Consider the following 17,368-nt stretch of genomic DNA (forward strand, 5'->3'; position numbering starts at 1 on the left):
GGCTTTCAGCTGTAAGCGATCAGCAAAAGAAAGGCTTCATTTGGAAGATACGTTTTGCTGTCAGCTTACCGCGTAAAGCGTTGTTTTATCAAACTTTACCGTAGTGATCCCGGGTGCCGAGCCAGCGGCGGATCAGCGGCTCCACGCAGTCGGGATGGCGGTCGGCGAGATAGCGGGCCAGCCGCTGCACTTCCGGCAGCAGGGCCTGATCCCGTACCAGATCGGCGATTTTCAGATCCGCCAGGCCGGTCTGACGAGTGCCCAGCAGTTCGCCCGGGCCGCGAATTTCCAGATCCTTCTGGGCGATAATAAAGCCGTCGTTGGTGTCCCGCAGCACGCCCAGCCGCTGGGTGGCGGTTTTTGACAGGGGCGCATGGTAGAGCAGCACGCAGTGTGAAGCGGTGGCGCCCCGGCCCACCCGGCCGCGCAACTGGTGCAGCTGGGCCAGACCCAGGCGCTCGGGGTTTTCGATGATCATCAGCGAGGCGTTGGGTACGTCCACCCCCACCTCGATAACGGTGGTGGCCACCAGCAGATCCAGCCTGCCGTCCTTGAAGTCGGCCATCACCGCCTGCTTTTCCGCCGCCTTCATGCGGCCGTGCACCAGTCCTACCTTAAGCTCCGGCAAGCGGGCCGAGAGCGCGGTGGCGGTGTCTTCCGCCGCCTGGCATTCCAGCACCTCCGACTCGTCGATCAGGGTGCACACCCAGTAGGCCTGCCGGCCCTCTTCACGGCATACTTGCCGCACCCGTTCAATCACCTCGTCGCGGCGGGTATCGGGAATGGCCACCGTGGTCACCGGGGTACGCCCCGGCGGCAGCTCGTCGATGATGGAGGTATCGAGATCGGCGTAGGCGGTCATGGCCAGGGTGCGGGGAATGGGAGTGGCGGTCATGATCAGCTGATGGGGGTAGTAGTCGCCCTGACTGCCTTTTTCCCGCAGAGCGAGGCGCTGGTGCACGCCAAAGCGGTGCTGTTCGTCGATGATCACCAGCTCCAGGGCGTTGAACTGCACCTGCTCCTGAAACAGCGCATGGGTGCCCACTATCATGGCCAGCTCGCCGCTGGCCAGCCGCTCCAGCTGTTCGGCCCGGGCCTTGCCCTTGACCTTGCCCGCCAGCCAGCCGACCTGAATGCCCAGGGGGGCCAGCCAGGCGGCAAAGTTGGCGGCGTGTTGCTCCGCCAGCAGCTCGGTGGGGGCCATTAGCGCCACCTGGCCCTGATTGCCGATCACCTGCAGGGCCGCCAGCGCCGCCACCAGGGTTTTGCCCGAGCCCACATCCCCCTGCACCAGCCGCATCATGGGCACGTTTTTGTGCAAATCGGCGCCAATCTCCCTCACCACCCGCTGCTGGGCACCGGTAGGGGAAAACGGCAGCCGGGCCAGAAAGTCGTTCACCAGTGCCTCGGCGGGCGGCAACGCCCGGGCGCGGTGAGCCTGGCCCTGCTCGCGCACCTGCAGTACCGACAGGTTGTGGGCCAGCAGCTCTTCCATCACCAGTCGCTGCTGAGCCGGGTGCTGGCCCCGTTCAAGCAGCGCCACATCGGGAGGCGGGCGGTGCAGCAGGCGCACGGCGTCGTTGAGGGGCAGTTGTTGGCGGTAAAGGCCCGGGGGCAGCAGCTCGGTGAGCGGATGTTGTTTCAGCAGCTCAAGAGCCTGATCGGTAAGCTGGCGCAGGCTGATTTGGCGCAGCCCTTCGGTGGTGCCGTACACCGGGGTCAGGCTGGTTTCCACGCTGACCGGATTGTCGCCTTGCAGCAGGGTGTATTCGGGGTGAATGATCTCCAGGCCGTGATGACCGGGGCGGATTTCCCCAAAGGCACGCAGCCGGGTGCCGGCGGTAAGGCTGTTTTTCTGCACGGCGGCAAAGTTGAAAAAGCGCAGGGTGAGAGTGCCGCTCTCGTCCCGCAGCCGGCACAGCAGCATGCGCTTGCGGCCATGGCTGATGTGGCTGTCGACCACTTCGCCCACCACGGATACATGCATACCGGGCCGCAGTTCGGCCACCGGGCAGATTTGGGTGCGGTCCTCGTAGCGCAACGGCAGGTGAAACAGCAGATCCTGCACCGTTTCCAGCCCCAGCCGGTGCAGCTTTTCCTGCATTTTGTCGCCCACACCCTTAAGCAGGCTGAGGGGCATTTTGTCCAGATTCATGGCGGCCCTGCACTGTAAATATGTACAGAGAATAGCAAAGCCGGGATTAAAATGGGACTGGGGACTGGGGACTGGGGACTGGGGACTGGGGACTGGGGACTGGGGACTGCAGTAACGTCTTGGACTCCAGGTCGGAGTCAAGGCCGGAGTGACGAAATTGTGCCGTCATGCCGGCCTCTGAGCCGGCATCCATTGAACCTGACAACGCATAGCCCTCAAGCACAACACAGCATCACCAGGCCCCACCACTTACAGCTGACGGCTTACCGCTTAAAGCTTTAATTCAGCTTGCTGCGGACGATTTCTTCTTCATCGCGAAACTGGCGGCGCAGCTCGGCCTTGGTTTTCATTACCAGCTCGCCGCCCTTGCCTATGGTCATGTGCTCGGGGTTGTCGTTGTGCATGGCCTGCCAGGCCAGCACCGCCTGCATGCTGTTTTCCTTCTGCTCCTGAGTCAGAGCCGAGCCATCGGGCCATTTGCCCAGCTCCACGGCGGTTTTCAGCCGCTCATAGACTTCTTTGGGCATGGCGGCAATGGCTTGCTGAAACGATGACATGACAACTCCTTCATTCTGTTGATGGCAGTTAATTTACCATTACCAACGCAAAAAGGGGTGGCTCACGCCACCCCTTTTTTATTACCGGTTTGCAAAAATGCGATCAGCCGCGCGCGGGCAGATCCATCAGCTCGATACCGGCCATCTTCTGCATCACGCGTACTACCTGGCAGCTGTAACCGAACTCGTTGTCGTACCAGACATACAGTACGGCGCGGTCGCCTTCCACTATGGTGGCCAGGGAGTCAACGATACCGGCAAAGCGGGAGCCAACCATGTCGGTGGAAACCAGCTCGCTGCTGGTGCTGTAGTCGATCTGGTTGTGCAGCGGAGAATCCAGGGACACCTGCAGCAGATAATCGTTCAGCTCTTCTGCGGTGGTGGCTTTTTCCAGGTTCAGGTTCAGCACGGCCATGGACACGTTCGGAGTGGGAACGCGAATGGCGTTGCCGGTCAGCTTGCCCTTCAGCTCGGGCAGGGCCTTGGCCACGGCAGAGGCGGCGCCGGTGCTGGTCAGAACCATGTTCAGCGCGGCACTGCGGCCACGACGATCACCCTTGTGATAGTTGTCGATCAGGTTCTGATCGTTGGTATAGGAGTGCACGGTTTCCACGTGACCGTTCTTCACGCCGTAGGCGTCGCTTACCGCCTTCAGCACCGGGGTGATGGCGTTGGTGGTGCAGGACGCGGCAGACATGATGCGGTCTTCCGGCAGGATCATGTCGTCATTTACACCAAATACGATGTTCTTGATGTCGCCCTTGCCCGGCGCGGTCAGCAGCACCTTGGCGGCACCCTTGGCCTTGAGGTGCAGACCCAGGCCGGCTTCGTCACGCCACTTGCCGGTGTTGTCCACCACCAGGGCATCGTGAATGCCGTACTGGGTGTAATCGATCTCTTCCGGGCTGTTGGCGTAGATCACCTGAATATAGGTGCCGTTGGCGATAATGGCGTTGTTCTCGGCGTCCACTTCGATGGAGCCGTTAAAAGGACCGTGCACGGAGTCACGACGCAGCAGGCTGGCGCGCTTTTCCAGATCGTCGCCGCTGCCACGCACCACAATACCGCGCAGGCGCATGCCGTTGTTGCTGCCGGCACGTTCAATCAGCAGGCGGGCCAGCAGGCGACCGATACGACCAAAGCCATACAGCACCACGTCGGTGGGCTTGCTTTCGGAGGCTACGTTCAGAGCCGGGGCCAGTTCGGTCTTGAGGAAATCAACCAGGCCGGACTCGTCCTGATGATCCTTCCAGTAGCGCACCGCCAGTTTGCCCAGATCGATGCTGGCCGGGGCCAGTTCCATCTCGCTCAGGGCCTTGAGCACCGGATAGCTCTGGCTGACCGGCAGCGGCTGGCCTTCGTGACGACGCACCACGCGGTGAGCCTTGAGAATATCAATGGTAGAGGCATTCAGCAGGGGGCGGGCATAGACACAGGTCTCCACACCCTGGTTGCGGTACAGTTTGCCAATCAGGGGCTGCATGGACTCTGCCAGTTCCTGGCTCTGTTGCCAGGCGGACAGGTAACTCTCATGGGTCATCGACCGGATCCTTTTAATTCACGTAACCGTTATTGGTATTAACAGCAAAACACACAAAGTGACTGCTTCTGGACTTTTCAGGCGCGCCCATTTTAGTGGATAGGGGGTATGATTACCAGACCGGTACCGAGCACAAAAAGACCGAAATGAGAACTAAAACCCGGTTATTACTGCCTGCAAACACACTTTTATTGACAAGCTGTGAGCACGATCGCATCGGTGATCAAGGTTGTTACTGTGTGCCAGAAACCGAAAGGATACCTCGATTATGAAAAATAATTTCACCAATAATGATCCAGAACAAACAAAACACCGCTACCATCATTGACCGATGAGGTTTTTTCTGTAATTTTACAACCAACAAGACTTTAAAGCTTATCTTTTTCCCAACTTTCAGGTGAACATATGACTATCAAGGTAGGTATCAACGGCTTCGGTCGCATCGGTCGCTTCGTGTTTCGCCTCGCCTGCGAGCGTAACGACATTGAAGTGGTCGCCATCAACGATCTGCTCGATGTGGACTACATGGCCTACATGCTGAAGTACGACTCCACCCATGGCCGCTTTCGCGGTGACGTGCAGGTTGAAGGCGGCCAGCTTATCGTGAATGGCAAAGCCATTCGCGTCACCGCCGAGCGGGATCCGGCCAACCTGAAGTGGGATGAAGTGGGCGTAGACGTGGTCGCCGAAGGCACCGGTGTGTTTCTTACCGACGAAACCGCCCGCAAGCACATTCAGGCCGGCGCCAAAAAGGTGGTGATGACGGGTCCGTCCAAGGATGCCACTCCCATGTTTGTGATGGGCGTTAACCATCAGGAGTACGCCGGTCAGGACATCGTCTCCAATGCCTCCTGCACCACCAATTGCCTGGCACCGCTGGCCAGGGTAATCAACGATAACTTTGGTATCGTCGAAGGCCTGATGACCACGGTGCATGCCACTACCGCCACTCAAAACACCGTAGACGGCCCCTCAGTCAAAGACTGGCGCGGTGGCCGGGGCGCCGGTCAGAACATCATCCCTTCCTCCACCGGCGCCGCCAAGGCCGTGGGCAAGGTGATCCCGGCCCTGAACGGCAAGCTGACCGGCATGGCGTTTCGTGTGCCAACCCCGGATGTCTCCGTGGTGGATCTGACCGTGCGTCTGGAAAAAGCGGCAACCTATGAAGAAATCTGTGCGGTGATCAAGGCCGCCTCCGAGGGTGAGCTCAAGGGCATTATCGGTTATACCGAAGACGCCGTGGTCTCCACCGACTTTCTGGGCGAGTCCTGCACCAGCGTGTTTGACGCCAGTGCCGGCATTGCCCTCAACGACCGCTTCGTCAAGCTGGTGGCCTGGTACGACAACGAAATTGGCTACTCTCACAAGGTGCTGGATCTGATCGCCCATATTTCCCGGTAAAACACCTTTACCCCGGTTCGAACAATCTTGGTCATTCCGGCCTTTGAGCCGGAATCCATTCTGCAGACAAGGGGACTGTAGCTGCCACTTTAGTCGGCAGAACGTGCGCAGCACGTTTAAATACAGACGACACCGGTGGCGTTGCGCCAACTAAAGTGGCGCCTACACAGTACGATGAAGAAAGGCCGGCGCAGTGCGCCGGCCTTTTTATTGCATCCGGTCTCAGGCGTTGCCCTTGACCTTCATTTTCAGCTCTCTGGCGAAGTTGAGCATGCGCTCCAGCGGGATCATGGCCTTGACCCGGGTGTCTTCGTCCACCTGAATTTCGTGAGTTTCGCCGCCTTCCTTCAGGGCATCGCGAATGGCCACCAAGCCGTTCATCGCCATCCAGGGGCAGTGGGCGCAGCTGCGGCAGGTGGCGCCGTTGCCGCCGGTGGGCGCTTCCACCATTTCCTTGTCGGGACAGGCCTGCTGCATCTTGTAGAAAATGCCCTTGTCAGTGGCCACGATCAGGCGCTTTTGAGGCAGGTCTTTCGCGGCCTGGATCAGCTGGCTGGTGGAGCCCACCGCATCGGCCAGCTCCACCACCGACTGGGGCGACTCCGGGTGCACCAGCACGGCGGCATCCGGGTTCTGCGCCTTCAGCTCTTTCAGCGCCTTGGCGCGAAACTCGTCGTGCACAATACAGGCGCCCTGCCAGCGCAGCATTTCACAGCCGGTTTGTTTCTCGATATAGCTGCCAAGATGACGATCCGGCGCCCAGATGATTTTGTGGCCTTCACTGTCGAGGTGCTCGACGATCTCCAGGGCGATGCTGGAGGTCACCACCCAGTCGGCCCGGGCCTTGACCGCCGCCGAGGTGTTGGCGTAGACCACCACGGTATGATCCGGGTGAGCGTCGCAAAAGGCGGTAAATTCATCGGCCGGACAGCCCAGATCCAGAGAGCACTCCGCCTCCAGAGTGGGCATCAGCACGGTTTTCTCCGGGCTCAGGATCTTGGAGGTTTCCCCCATAAAGCGCACACCGGCCACAATCAGGGTCTGGGCCTCGTGCTCCTTGCCAAACCGCGCCATTTCCAGCGAGTCGGCCACACAACCGCCGGTTTCCTCGGCCAGGGCCTGGATCTCGGGATCGGTATAATAATGGGCTACCAGCACCGCATTGCGGGCCTTGAGCAGGGTTTTGATTTCATCCTTCAGCGCCCGCTGTTGCTCCGCGCTGAGCGGGGCCGGCTTGGCGGGAAAAGGATAGTCAAACTCGACAATATCAACAGCTTCAGTCATGGCGGCGTGCCAGTGCTCCGTTTGAATAACATATTGTGGGACATTATACCGCCGAACACGGGTCAACCCAAATCCATGTTAACAATATGAAAAAACAACAGAGAATATAGCGATAAAGGGGGATAAATACAGAAGGAAATGGTGGGTCGTGCAGGATTCGAACCTGCGACCAATTGATTAAAAGTCAACTGCTCTACCAACTGAGCTAACGACCCGTATAAACGGTGCTTTTTACTGCGGCCTGTTCATTGCGAACAAGTGGTGGACGCTACTGGGATCGAACCAGTGACCCCCTCCTTGTAAGGGAGGTGCTCTCCCGGCTGAGCTAAGCGTCCGGAACTGGTGGGTCGTGCAGGATTCGAACCTGCGACCAATTGATTAAAAGTCAACTGCTCTACCAACTGAGCTAACGACCCAAATTGTATTACTTTCCTGCGAAAGTGGTGGGTGATACTGGGCTCGAACCAGTGACCCCCTCCTTGTAAGGGAGGTGCTCTCCCAGCTGAGCTAATCACCCTGGGAGTGCTTTTTGCTAAAAGCACCAAAAAATGGTGGACGCTACTGGGATCGAACCAGTGACCCCCTCCTTGTAAGGGAGGTGCTCTCCCGGCTGAGCTAAGCGTCCGGGAATCTGGTGGGTCGTGCAGGATTCGAACCTGCGACCAATTGATTAAAAGTCAACTGCTCTACCAACTGAGCTAACGACCCAAATTGTATTACTTTCCTGCGAAAGTGGTGGGTGATACTGGGCTCGAACCAGTGACCCCCTCCTTGTAAGGGAGGTGCTCTCCCAGCTGAGCTAATCACCCTGGGTGGTGCTTTTGCTAAAAGCACCGCTCATTCCGAAGAATAAGTGGTGGACGCTACTGGGATCGAACCAGTGACCCCCTCCTTGTAAGGGAGGTGCTCTCCCGGCTGAGCTAAGCGTCCGGAAACTGGTGGGTCGTGCAGGATTCGAACCTGCGACCAATTGATTAAAAGTCAACTGCTCTACCAACTGAGCTAACGACCCAAATTGTAATCCACTGAAAGTGGTGGGTGATACTGGGCTCGAACCAGTGACCCCCTCCTTGTAAGGGAGGTGCTCTCCCAGCTGAGCTAATCACCCTGGGTACACTTTTTACCAAAAGTGTGAAAACTGGTGGACGCTACTGGGATCGAACCAGTGACCCCCTCCTTGTAAGGGAGGTGCTCTCCCGGCTGAGCTAAGCGTCCGGGAATCTGGTGGGTCGTGCAGGATTCGAACCTGCGACCAATTGATTAAAAGTCAACTGCTCTACCAACTGAGCTAACGACCCGGCCTGGTGGGTGACTGCTGCCCCCTGCCAACGGCGGCCTATAATACGGATTTAATTGTGTGACGCAACAGCTAAATTGTCATTTTATTTTGTTTGCTCAAGGAACAAGCGACTCTCACAAAAATCCGTCAATTCGCCGTTTATTTCATCGCATCCAGGTTTTCCTGAGCCAGCCGGGCGGCACTGCTGTTGGCATATTCACTCTGAACCTGCTCAAAATACTGCCTGGCTCTGCCATCGTCTTTCTGCTCCCGGGCAATCAGCCCGAGCTTCAGCAGCGAATCGGCCCGCTTGTTGGATTTGGGGTACGCCTCCACTACCCGGGCGAACTGGGCCTTGGACTGATCAAAGCGCTGCTGGGCATAGAGCAGTTGTCCCAGCCAGTAATGGGCATTGGGCACATAGCTCGACTGAGGATACTGGGTAATAAAGCGGGCAAAGGCCGGAATGGCGGCGTTGTAGTCCTTGTCCTGCAATACCAGGTTCACCGCCCTGTCGTAGGCAGCCTGTTCATCGCCCGCAGGCGCTGATTCGGCTTCGGCGGTTCCCTGATCAGGCGCCGGTTCAGGCTCGGCACGCCGGGCCGGTGCCGGGGATGCTGCCGGTGCCTGCTGCTGTGCCGCCAGCATGCTGCGCTGGCGCTCTATCACCTGCTCCAGCCGGTAGCTCTGTTCTTCCAGCAAACCGCGCAGTTCACTCAGCTCCTGCTGCATGGCATTGAGCTGGCGTTGTTGATCGATCTGCGCCTGAGCCCGGGCATTGAAGCCCCGTTCCAGCTCGGCCAGGCGCTCGTTAACGGAGCCGCTGCCACCCACACTGGCCACCGGAGCCTGAGCCCAGCTGGCGGTGGATAAAACAGCGGCCATCGAAATGGCCGCGAATTTCATCATAATGTTTTGAATCAGTCCTTAGTAAACCAGAACCGCACGGCGGTTCTTGGCAAAACCGGCTTCGCTGCGGGAGGTATCCAGCGGCTTTTCTTCGCCATAGCTGACAATGGCCAGCTGGGAACCGCTGACACCCAGGCTCTGCAGGTAGCTGGTCACCGCCTTGGCACGACGCTCGCCCAGAGCGATGTTGTACTCGGGGGTGCCACGCTCGTCGGCATGACCTTCCACCAGAATGCTGACATTCGGGTTGGAACGCAGGAAGCTGGCATGGGCTTCCAGCACCTGAGCATAATGACCGGTCACCTCATCCTGGTCGAATTCGAAGTAAATCACGTTTTCGCGACGCAGGGCTTCGTATTGCTGACGCATCTGCTCTTCAGCGGACAGGGCGCCGCCGGTCTGAATACCGCCGGTTTGTACGCCACCGTTCTGATAGCTGCCATCGGTTCCGGTCATGGCGTCGGAATCGCTGGTGGAGCTACATGCAGCCAGGGTCAACATGGGAAGCGCAACGGCCAGACTCTGAAGCAGTTTTTTCATTTGCATGATTTTTCCTTGGGAAAAGCAATTTCTAGTTTAGAAACGGTGACCACGCCGGTGAGCGGACATCGCCGCTGCGCGCCGGCAGCCTGGCCTTGAAACGACCATCCATCGACACCAGAGACAACACTTGCCGCCCCTGATAGGTGGTGCTGTAGATGATCATGGTGCCGTTGGGCGCCGGGCTCGGGGATTCATCCAGCCGTGTTTCGGTCAACACCTGCAGATGTCCGCCGTCCAGCTCCTGCCGGGCAATCCGGTACTGCCCCTGAGAGCGGCTGACCAGCACCATATTCTGGCCGTCTGCCGTGACCCTGGGGCCCAGATTCGTGTCTCCGTCAAAGGTCACGCGACGCGCATTGTCGGCACCGGGCTCGGTGCGGTAAACCTGCGGTCGGCCTCCCCGTTCGGAGACAAAATAAATACTTTTTCCGTCCGCCGACCAGGTCGGCTCGGTATCGATTGTGCGGTTATTGGTCACCCGGGTCAACTGGCGACTGGCCAGATTGAGTACATAGACTTCGGGCTGTCCGTCCTTTGACAATACCAGCGCCAGCCGGGTGCCGTCGGGGGACCAGGCGGGTGCACCGTTGATGCCGGGATGTGAGCTAACCACCTGACGCTGCTGGCTGTAAATGTCCTGTACGACCACCTCGGCCTTCTTGTTTTCAAAGGACACATAGGCCAGCTTGCGGCCGTCCGGTGACCAGGCCGGCGACATCAGCGGCTCCCGGGAGCGCAGCAGTACCTGTTCGTTAAAACCGTCGTAGTCGGCAATCATCAGCTGGTAGGGATATTGGGCGCCATGCTGCACCGTCACATAGGCGATGCGGGTCAGGAAGGCGCCCTTGATGCCGGTCAGCTTCTCGAACACGATATCGGCAATGCGGTGGGCATACTGGCGCAGCTGGGCCGCCGGCACGGTGGCGGTCCGGCTTTCCAGCAGTTTGGCGCCATTGCCGCCCAGCACATCGGCCAGCTCAAAGCTGATGCGGTACTGATTATTGCCCGCCGGCTCAATGCTGCCCACCACCACGGCTTCCGCCTGGCGGGAGCGCCACAGGTTCGGATCCAGCTGCTCGGCACGGGCCACCCGCTGGGGCAGCGCACTGCGCTCCAGGGGCCGGAACATGCCGCTGTTGCGCAGGTCATTGCCGATCACTTCCGACAATTCCTGAGGTGCGGCGCCACCGCCGGTCCATGCAAAGGGCACCACCGCCACCGGCCGGGCACTGTCTATGCCGCCGGTGATCACTATCTCCAGCGCCGCCTGGGCGCGTCCTGCCAGCATCAGCAGCGGCAGCCATAACCACAACCATCGTTTTGTCATCATCAAAGCCTCGGTATCAGGGTCAAATTCAGGTTTTGCAGCTGTTTGTTCACCGCCGGATCCTTGGGCATGGGCAGGGTACCGGTCTTGCGAATGGCAAGCTCGGCCGAGCGGCATACTTCCGCATCGCCCTGGCCCTGCCCTATGGTCAGAATAAGCCCATCGGCGGCCACCCGCACATTAATGCGGCACTGTTTGCCCACCATGGTGGGCCCCACCAGCCAGTTTCGCTGAATGGCGGCAATAATCATGCCGGTGTAACGATCCACTTCCGCCGCCGACGCGGCCGACGAAGAGCCCCCGGCCGAGCCGCCGCCCATCAGGGCTTCCAGATCCTTCAGCGCCTGTTCGGCTTCTGCTTTTTTCTTCGCTTCGGCGGCCTTGCGGGCCGCTTCGGCTTCCGCCTGTTTCTTCGCTTCCGCGGCCTTGCGGGCGGCCTCGGCTTCCGCCTGTTTCTTGGCTTCCGCGGCCTTGCGGGCGGCCTCGGCTTCCGCCTGTTTCTTCGCTTCCGCGGCCTTGCGCGCCGCCTCGGCTTCCGCCTGTTTCTTCGCTTCCGCGGCCTTGCGGGCGGCCTCGGCTTCCTGCTGTTTCTTGGCTTCCGCGGCCTTGCGGGCGGCCTCGGCTTCCGCCTGTTTTTTGGCTTCCGCAGCCTTGCGGGCGGCCTCGGCTTCCGCCTGTTTTTTGGCTTCCGCAGCCTTGCGCGCCGCTTCGGCTTCCGCCTGTTTCCTGGCTTCCTCGGCCTTGCGTGCCGCTTCAGCTTCCGCCTGTTTCTTCGCTTCCGCAGCCTTGCGGGCTTCTTCCGCCTTGCGTTGCTGCTCCAGCACCTGCTGACGCTCCGCCTCGGCTTTGGCCTGCTGGGCCGCCACGGCTTTTTCCTGCTCAGCCTTGCGCGCTGCCTCTGCTGCCGCCGCCTGCTCTGCGGCTTTACGTTCGGCCTCCTCGGCCGCCTTTTGTGCAGCCTCGGCTTTGGCCTGCGCCGCAGCCTGCTCGGCGTCGCGGTTTGCCTGCATTTCCGCCAGGCGCTCGGCCTGGGCCGCCACCATACCGTCGTCAATCATGGTAGCCTCAATAATGGAGGCCGCCTGGGTGGGCCGCTTGGGCGTGCTGAAGTTCACTCCCACCAGGAACAGCACGCCAATCAGCACATGCAGCCCCAGGGAGATCAGCAGTGCCTTGCGAATGCCACCACTTTGCTTCTCAAACACGCCTTATTGCTCCGGTTGGGTCATCAGGCCCACACTGGGCACACCGGCCGCCTTGAGGGTGGCCATCAGCTGGATCACGGCGTCGTAGCGCACATTGGCATCGCCCTGTACCACCACCGGCGCCTTGGGATTGGTGGCCAGCTTTTGCTGCACCATCTCGGCCAGGGCCAGCAGACCCACCGCCTCATCCCGGGTCTCGCCCACGTCCAGGAAATAACGGCCTTCGGCATCCACCGAGGCCACCAGCGGCGTTTCGCTGTCTTCCGGCAGCAGCTCCGCCTCGGCCTGGGGCAGATCCACCTTGACCCCCTGAGTAATCACCGGTGCCGTGGCCATAAAGATGATCAGCAGCACCAGCATCACGTCGATATAGGGCACCACGTTGATCTCGGCCACGCGTTTGCGTCGCTTGCGCTGATAGCTCTGCATCAGGGGTTACCCGTGGTCACTTGCCGGTTGAGAATGGTGGAAAACTCGTCCATAAAGTTGGCCAGGTGGTTTTCCAGCCGCTCTACCTGATAGCTGAAACGGTTAAAGGCAATCACCGCCGGAATGGCGGCAAACAGACCCATGGCGGTGGCGATCAGCGCCTCGGCAATGCCCGGGGCCACCATGGCCAGGGTGGCCTGCTTGATTTCCGCCAGGGCGATAAAGGCATTCATAATGCCCCACACGGTACCAAACAGGCCGATATAGGGGCTGATGGAGCCGATGGTCGCCAGCACCGACAGGTTGGTTTCCAGCCGATCCACTTCCCGGGACAGGGCCACCCGCATGGTGCGATAGGTGCCCTCGAGAATGGTGTCCTGAGGGCGGCCCTGCTTTTGCAGACGCACGAACTCGCGAAAACCGGCATGAAAGATCTGCTCCATGCCCGCCAGGCTGTCGCGCCGGGCGTTGGACTCATGATAGAGACGTCCCAGATCGGCGCCGGACCAGAACTTGTCTTCAAACTGCTCGGCATCAATGCGGGCCGAGGTCAGCACCTTGCGGCGATTGATGATCAGTGCCCAACTCAGCACCGACATGCCCACCAGGGCCAGCATCACCAGTTTGACCAGCAGGCTGGCCTGCAGAAAAAGACCAATAAACGAAATATCAGCGTGCACCCGACAATACTCCCATCAGCGGCTCAGGTATGGCGAAAGGCTTCATTTGAGCAATGTTCACACAGGCGATGACCACCTCCCCCCTCACCAGAGAAAGGCCCGCATCATCCAGAATTTCCTGCTCAAACACAATAGAGGCACGTTTGAGCATTTTCACCGTGACGGTGACTTTTAATGCATCATTGAACCGGGCCGGGCGGCGCAGATCCATTTCCACCCGGCGCACCACAAAGGCAATGCCCTGCTCCAAGAGGCCATCCTGCTCAATGCCCAGGTGCCGCAGCCACTCGGTGCGGGCCCGTTCCATGAATTTCAGATAGTTGGCGTTATATACAATGCCGCCGGCGTCGGTATCTTCGTAATAGATACGCACCGGCCAGTGAAACGGCGTCTGTGACATGGCAATCCAGGAAAATGTGTTTGAAAAATCCGGGAGTTACTATACCCAAGTCGGTGCCATGAAAGAAGACGACTGCGTCAGCGCACGACATTGGATGACTCTGACAGGGCTGTAAGGAGTAAGGAGTAAGGAGTAAGGAGTAAGGAGTAAGGAGTAAGGAGTGATGGGATCTCGGATTTGACTCCTCGCCTCTCTCCCCTCACCCCTCCCCTTTTATTCCGGAAGGTCGAAACCGAAGTGCAGGTAGGCCCGGGGGGTGGCCAGGCGGCCGCGGGGGGTGCGCTGCAAAAAGCCCTGCTGAATAAGGTAGGGTTCAATCACGTCCTCGATGGTTTCCTTCTCCTCGCCGATGGCCGCGGCCAGGTTATCGAGGCCCACCGGGCCGCCCATAAACTTGTCGAGCACCGCCATCAGCAGCTTGCGGTCCATATAGTCAAAGCCCTGTTTGTCAACATCCAGCATATCCAGGGCCTGGGCGGCAATGGCGGCGTCGATGGCACCGCTGCCCTTCACCTCGGCAAAGTCACGCACCCGGCGCAGCAGCCGGTTGGCGATACGGGGCGTGCCCCGGGCCCGGCGGGCCATTTCCAGGGCGCCCTCATCGTCGATCTCCAGCCCCAGCTTGCCGGCGCTGCGGCTGATGATATGGGCCAGATCCGCCACCTGGTAAAACTCCAGCCGCTGCACGATACCAAAGCGATCCCGCAGGGGTGAGGTCAGGGAGCCGGCCCGGGTGGTGGCGCCCACCAGGGTAAAGGGCGGCAGCTCCAGCTTGATGGAGCGGGCGGCGGGGCCTTCCCCGATCATGATATCGAGCTGGTAGTCTTCCATCGCCGGGTAGAGGATCTCTTCCACTACCGGGCTCAGACGATGAATTTCATCGATAAAGAGCACATCACCGGGCTCAAGATTGGTCAGCATGGCCGCCAGATCCCCGGCCTTTTCCAGCACCGGGCCCGAGGTGGTCTTGATACTCACGCCCATCTCGTTGGCGACAATGTTGGCCAGGGTGGTCTTGCCCAGCCCCGGTGGGCCGAAGATCAGCAGATGATCCAGGGCCTCTTCCCGCCGGCGCGCCGCCTCGATAAAGATTTCCATCTGACCACGCACATGATCCTGACCGCGATAGTCCGCCAGCGCCTTGGGACGTATGGCCCGGTCGATGGCTTCCTCTTCCTGACGGGGCGCCGGGTTGATAAAACGATCCGCTTCTATCATGGTTTACCCCATGCTTTTCAGGGCTTCGCGGATCAGCTGCTCCGCGTCCATACCCGGTTTGGCGATTTTCTTCATCAGCTGCTCGGCCTGAGCCGCCTTGTAGCCCAGCGCCTGCAATGCGGCCAGGGCTTCGTCTCTGGCGCCGTCGCCGCCGGCGGCCAGGGCCGATTCGGGGGCCGGATTAAACAGATCATAGCCGCCAAAGCCCTTGAGCCGGTCACGCATTTCCACTACCAGCCGCTCGGCGGTTTTCTTGCCGACGCCGGGCAGCTTCACCAGCGCGGTGATCTCCCCCTGCTCCACGTTATGAATAAACTGATCGGCGGTCATGCCCGACAAAATGGCCAGCGCCAGCTTGGGGCCCACACCGTTGGTCTTGATCAGCTCCCGGAACAGCGCCCGCTCGGTTTTGGTATTAAAGCCAAACAGCAGCTGGGCGTCTTCCCGCACCACAAAATGGGTCAGCACGGTGGCCGCCTGGCCCACATTGGGCAGCTCGTAAAAGCAGCTCATGGGCAGGGTCACTTCATATCCCACCCCGTTCACGTCCAGCAGGATCTCCGGGGGCTGCTTTTCGACAATAATACCTTTTAACCGACCTATCACGAGGCACTCCGCTAACCAGTACAAAACTGGGCCAAGAATAATAAATAACTGGATAAACATCCAGCACACCAGCCGTAAGCTTTAAGCTGTCAGCTGTAAGTGGTGTTGCCTGCCGGTATTGAGCCGTGTTGGTGGGACCATATTGCCTGGAAGGTCACTCCCGCTCTGGCATGAACGCCATTCGACAAGCAACGTCGAAACCACAGATACGATGAAGTACCTACAGCCACTCGATCGGCTTATAGCTTAAAGCTGACAGCTTATAGCTCGAGAAAACGCTTTCGCCTTAGCGAAGCCGTTTTCGAGCCGTGCCACGCACCTGGCCGGCCATGCTGATCAGGCTCTGCCGAGTGTGGCCGTGGCACAGGGCCACCGCCAGGGCGTCGGCGGCGTCGGCTTGGGGGGTGCCCGGCAGGCTGAGCAGGCGCACCACCATATGCTGTACCTGATCCTTGCCGGCACCGCCCTGCCCCACCACCGCCTGCTTGATCTGGCGGGCGGAATATTCCGCCACCTCCAGCCCGGCATTGGCAGCCGCCACAATGGCCGCGCCCCGGGCCTGACCCAGCTTCAGCGCCGAGTCGGGGTTGCGGGCCATAAATACCTGCTCGATGGCGAACAAGTCGGGGCGAAACTGCAGAATAATCTCGCTCACCCCGTCATAGATTTTCTTGAGCCGGGGCGCCAGGTCTTCGTCTGTCATGCGAATGCAGCCCGAGCCCAGGTACTCCATTTTATTGCCGGTCTGGCGCACCACCCCATAACCGGTAATGCGCGAGCCGGGATCGATACCGAGAATAATGGACATCAAAAACCAGCTCTCAACAGCTGTAAGCCGTAAGCTATCAGCGGTAAGCTGATCGAGTCGGCTGAGCATGATTTATTAAGGTTCAAAGACGATGTCGCCGGCAGTTCCCACGTTGGGATTCGCTTCGCTCATCACCAACCTACTGAACGGCCAAGGCCCCGATTTATTGGGGCAAACCGTGTTATATAGGGTACCGTTGCCCCGTTGAAACGGGGCCTACAGGCCTCACCACTTAAAGCTGACAGCTTAAAGCTTATAGCTGCCCGAAGGGCATCAGAGTTGTTCGGCCAGTTCGTCGGAGATATCACCGTTGTGATAGACCTCCTGCACGTCGTCCAGATCTTCGAGCATATCGATCAGGCGCAGCAGCTTGGGGGCGGAATCTTCGTCCAGCTCGGACTTGGTGGACGGAATCATGGTCACTTCGGCGTTAACGGCTTCCAGGCCGCTGCCGTCCAGGGCATCTTTTACCGTACCGAACTCGTCCCACTGGGTGTAGACGTCAATGGAGTCATCGTCGTTCACCACCACGTCGTCGGCACCGGCTTCCAGCGCCGCGTCCATCACGGTTTCCTCGTCGGCCCCGGCGTAGGTGATCACGCCCTTTTTCTCGAACAGGTAGGCCACCGAGCCGTCGGTGCCCAGGTTGCCGCCGCTCTTTGAAAAAGCGTGGCGCACTTCCGACACGGTGCGGTTGCGGTTGTCGGTCATGCACTCCACCATCACGGCGGTGCCGCCCGGGCCGTAACCTTCATAGACAATTGTTTCCAGCTGCTGGCCGTCCAGCTCGCCGGCGCCGCGCTTCACCGCCCGGTCGATGGTGTCCCGGGTCATGTTGTTGGACAGCGCCTTGTCGACGGCGGCACGAAGCCGCGGGTTGGCGGCGGCATCGGAGCCGCCCTCGCGGGCCGCCGTGGTCAGCTCACGAATAAGCTTGGTGAAAATCTTGCCGCGCTTGGCGTCCTGTGCCGCCTTGCGGTGCTTGATGTTGGCCCATTTACTGTGACCTGCCATAACTTGAGTCTCC

Annotated in this window: 16 protein-coding genes and 12 tRNA genes; 1 reads left to right on the top strand and 27 read right to left on the bottom strand. The window is 59.7% G+C overall.

Annotation, left to right across the window (positions count from 1 at the left end; translation table 11 throughout):
- Nucleotides 1–88: 88 nt before the first annotated feature.
- The 3 genes from recG to DA373_RS04000 all read right to left on the bottom strand — a co-directional run bounded on the left by recG (nt 89) and on the right by DA373_RS04000 (nt 4,252).
- Nucleotides 89–2,155, bottom strand: coding sequence for an ATP-dependent DNA helicase RecG (gene recG, locus DA373_RS03990; protein WP_107851060.1), 2,067 nt, complete (start codon nt 2,153–2,155; stop codon nt 89–91).
- 278 nt (nt 2,156–2,433) lie between these two features.
- Nucleotides 2,434–2,712 (bottom strand): YeaC family protein, encoded by a 279-nt coding sequence (locus DA373_RS03995; protein WP_107851061.1) that lies wholly within the window; start codon nt 2,710–2,712, stop codon nt 2,434–2,436.
- A 103-nt stretch (nt 2,713–2,815) separates the two neighbouring features.
- Nucleotides 2,816–4,252 carry a glyceraldehyde-3-phosphate dehydrogenase gene (locus tag DA373_RS04000; RefSeq protein ID WP_107851062.1) on the bottom strand — a complete coding sequence of 479 codons (1,437 nt, stop codon included), beginning with the start codon at nt 4,250–4,252 and terminating at the stop codon, nt 2,816–2,818.
- Nucleotides 4,253–4,657: 405 nt separating this feature from the next.
- Between DA373_RS04000 and gapA the strand changes: the two genes are divergently transcribed.
- Nucleotides 4,658–5,653, top strand: a complete 996-nt coding sequence (gene gapA, locus DA373_RS04005) for a glyceraldehyde-3-phosphate dehydrogenase (protein WP_107851063.1) — start codon at nt 4,658–4,660, stop codon at nt 5,651–5,653.
- 222 nt (nt 5,654–5,875) lie between these two features.
- Here gapA and nadA read toward each other — a convergent pair whose 3' ends face one another.
- The 24 genes from nadA to DA373_RS04125 all read right to left on the bottom strand — a co-directional run bounded on the left by nadA (nt 5,876) and on the right by DA373_RS04125 (nt 17,355).
- Nucleotides 5,876–6,937, bottom strand: coding sequence for a quinolinate synthase NadA (gene nadA / locus DA373_RS04010; protein ID WP_107851064.1), 1,062 nt, complete (start codon nt 6,935–6,937; stop codon nt 5,876–5,878).
- Between the two features lie 139 nt (nt 6,938–7,076).
- Nucleotides 7,077–7,152 (bottom strand) — tRNA-Lys (locus DA373_RS04015).
- Nucleotides 7,153–7,196: 44 nt separating this feature from the next.
- A tRNA-Val gene (locus tag DA373_RS04020) sits at nt 7,197–7,272 on the bottom strand.
- Nucleotides 7,273–7,277: 5 nt separating this feature from the next.
- A tRNA-Lys gene (locus DA373_RS04025) sits at nt 7,278–7,353 on the bottom strand.
- A 25-nt stretch (nt 7,354–7,378) separates the two neighbouring features.
- A tRNA-Val gene (locus tag DA373_RS04030) sits at nt 7,379–7,454 on the bottom strand.
- Between the two features lie 32 nt (nt 7,455–7,486).
- A tRNA-Val gene (locus DA373_RS04035) sits at nt 7,487–7,562 on the bottom strand.
- 7 nt (nt 7,563–7,569) lie between these two features.
- Nucleotides 7,570–7,645, bottom strand: a tRNA-Lys gene (locus tag DA373_RS04040).
- Between the two features lie 25 nt (nt 7,646–7,670).
- Nucleotides 7,671–7,746: transfer RNA gene (locus tag DA373_RS04045), tRNA-Val, on the bottom strand.
- A gap of 45 nt (nt 7,747–7,791) precedes the next feature.
- Nucleotides 7,792–7,867, bottom strand: a tRNA-Val gene (locus DA373_RS04050).
- Between the two features lie 6 nt (nt 7,868–7,873).
- Nucleotides 7,874–7,949: transfer RNA gene (locus DA373_RS04055), tRNA-Lys, on the bottom strand.
- 20 nt (nt 7,950–7,969) lie between these two features.
- Nucleotides 7,970–8,045 (bottom strand) — tRNA-Val (locus DA373_RS04060).
- A 31-nt stretch (nt 8,046–8,076) separates the two neighbouring features.
- Nucleotides 8,077–8,152 (bottom strand) — tRNA-Val (locus tag DA373_RS04065).
- Between the two features lie 7 nt (nt 8,153–8,159).
- Nucleotides 8,160–8,235 (bottom strand) — tRNA-Lys (locus tag DA373_RS04070).
- A gap of 140 nt (nt 8,236–8,375) precedes the next feature.
- Nucleotides 8,376–9,125: a tol-pal system protein YbgF gene (gene ybgF, locus DA373_RS04075; protein WP_107851065.1), complete on the bottom strand. Its 750-nt coding sequence runs from the start codon at nt 9,123–9,125 to the stop codon at nt 8,376–8,378.
- A gap of 18 nt (nt 9,126–9,143) precedes the next feature.
- On the bottom strand, nt 9,144–9,671 hold the full coding sequence (pal, locus tag DA373_RS04080; protein ID WP_107851066.1) for a peptidoglycan-associated lipoprotein Pal: 528 nt from the start codon (nt 9,669–9,671) through the stop codon (nt 9,144–9,146).
- Nucleotides 9,672–9,696: 25 nt separating this feature from the next.
- Nucleotides 9,697–10,995, bottom strand: coding sequence for a Tol-Pal system beta propeller repeat protein TolB (tolB, locus tag DA373_RS04085; protein ID WP_408635749.1), 1,299 nt, complete (start codon nt 10,993–10,995; stop codon nt 9,697–9,699).
- 2 nt (nt 10,996–10,997) lie between these two features.
- Nucleotides 10,998–12,200: a cell envelope integrity protein TolA gene (gene tolA / locus DA373_RS04090; RefSeq protein ID WP_107851068.1), complete on the bottom strand. Its 1,203-nt coding sequence runs from the start codon at nt 12,198–12,200 to the stop codon at nt 10,998–11,000.
- A 3-nt stretch (nt 12,201–12,203) separates the two neighbouring features.
- Complete coding sequence (tolR, locus tag DA373_RS04095) at nt 12,204–12,629, bottom strand: protein TolR (protein ID WP_107851069.1); 426 nt, start codon at nt 12,627–12,629, stop codon at nt 12,204–12,206.
- Nucleotides 12,629–13,309 (bottom strand): protein TolQ, encoded by a 681-nt coding sequence (gene tolQ / locus DA373_RS04100; RefSeq protein ID WP_107851070.1) that lies wholly within the window; start codon nt 13,307–13,309, stop codon nt 12,629–12,631. The genes tolR and tolQ overlap by 1 nt, the downstream gene beginning before the upstream one ends.
- Entirely contained in the window at nt 13,299–13,709 is a 411-nt protein-coding gene (gene ybgC / locus DA373_RS04105) for a tol-pal system-associated acyl-CoA thioesterase (RefSeq protein WP_107851071.1), read from the bottom strand. Before ybgC ends, tolQ begins: the two co-directional genes overlap by 11 nt.
- 213 nt (nt 13,710–13,922) lie before the next feature.
- A complete protein-coding gene (ruvB, locus tag DA373_RS04110) occupies nt 13,923–14,927 on the bottom strand; it encodes a Holliday junction branch migration DNA helicase RuvB (protein WP_107851072.1) in 1,005 nt (334 codons plus the stop codon).
- Nucleotides 14,928–14,930: 3 nt separating this feature from the next.
- Nucleotides 14,931–15,533, bottom strand: a complete 603-nt coding sequence (ruvA, locus tag DA373_RS04115; RefSeq protein WP_107851073.1) for a Holliday junction branch migration protein RuvA — start codon at nt 15,531–15,533, stop codon at nt 14,931–14,933.
- Nucleotides 15,534–15,819: 286 nt separating this feature from the next.
- Nucleotides 15,820–16,341 carry a crossover junction endodeoxyribonuclease RuvC gene (gene ruvC, locus DA373_RS04120; RefSeq protein ID WP_107851074.1) on the bottom strand — a complete coding sequence of 174 codons (522 nt, stop codon included), beginning with the start codon at nt 16,339–16,341 and terminating at the stop codon, nt 15,820–15,822.
- Between the two features lie 273 nt (nt 16,342–16,614).
- The gene (locus DA373_RS04125; RefSeq protein WP_107851075.1) at nt 16,615–17,355 is read right to left on the bottom strand and encodes a YebC/PmpR family DNA-binding transcriptional regulator; all 741 of its coding nucleotides are present in this window, start codon (nt 17,353–17,355) and stop codon (nt 16,615–16,617) included.
- Nucleotides 17,356–17,368: the final 13 nt, after the last annotated feature.

Source organism: Oceanimonas marisflavi, assembly GCF_003049725.1.
GTDB classification, from domain to species: Bacteria; Pseudomonadota; Gammaproteobacteria; order Enterobacterales; family Aeromonadaceae; genus Oceanimonas; species Oceanimonas marisflavi.

Excerpts from the sequence above, each read along its gene's own strand:
- recG (WP_107851060.1), bottom strand. The coding sequence starts at position 2,155 with ATGAATCTGGACAAAATGCCCCTCAGCCTGCTTAAGGGTGTGGGCGAC.
- DA373_RS03995 (WP_107851061.1), bottom strand. The coding sequence starts at position 2,712 with ATGTCATCGTTTCAGCAAGCCATTGCCGCCATGCCCAAAGAAGTCTAT.
- DA373_RS04000 (WP_107851062.1), bottom strand. The coding sequence starts at position 4,252 with ATGACCCATGAGAGTTACCTGTCCGCCTGGCAACAGAGCCAGGAACTG.
- gapA (WP_107851063.1), top strand. The coding sequence starts at position 4,658 with ATGACTATCAAGGTAGGTATCAACGGCTTCGGTCGCATCGGTCGCTTC.
- nadA (WP_107851064.1), bottom strand. The coding sequence starts at position 6,937 with ATGACTGAAGCTGTTGATATTGTCGAGTTTGACTATCCTTTTCCCGCC.
- ybgF (WP_107851065.1), bottom strand. The coding sequence starts at position 9,125 with ATGATGAAATTCGCGGCCATTTCGATGGCCGCTGTTTTATCCACCGCC.
- pal (WP_107851066.1), bottom strand. The coding sequence starts at position 9,671 with ATGCAAATGAAAAAACTGCTTCAGAGTCTGGCCGTTGCGCTTCCCATG.
- tolB (WP_408635749.1), bottom strand. The coding sequence starts at position 10,995 with ATGACAAAACGATGGTTGTGGTTATGGCTGCCGCTGCTGATGCTGGCA.
- tolR (WP_107851069.1), bottom strand. The coding sequence starts at position 12,629 with ATGCAGAGCTATCAGCGCAAGCGACGCAAACGCGTGGCCGAGATCAAC.
- ybgC (WP_107851071.1), bottom strand. The coding sequence starts at position 13,709 with ATGTCACAGACGCCGTTTCACTGGCCGGTGCGTATCTATTACGAAGAT.
- ruvB (WP_107851072.1), bottom strand. The coding sequence starts at position 14,927 with ATGATAGAAGCGGATCGTTTTATCAACCCGGCGCCCCGTCAGGAAGAG.
- ruvC (WP_107851074.1), bottom strand. The coding sequence starts at position 16,341 with ATGTCCATTATTCTCGGTATCGATCCCGGCTCGCGCATTACCGGTTAT.
- DA373_RS04125 (WP_107851075.1), bottom strand. The coding sequence starts at position 17,355 with ATGGCAGGTCACAGTAAATGGGCCAACATCAAGCACCGCAAGGCGGCA.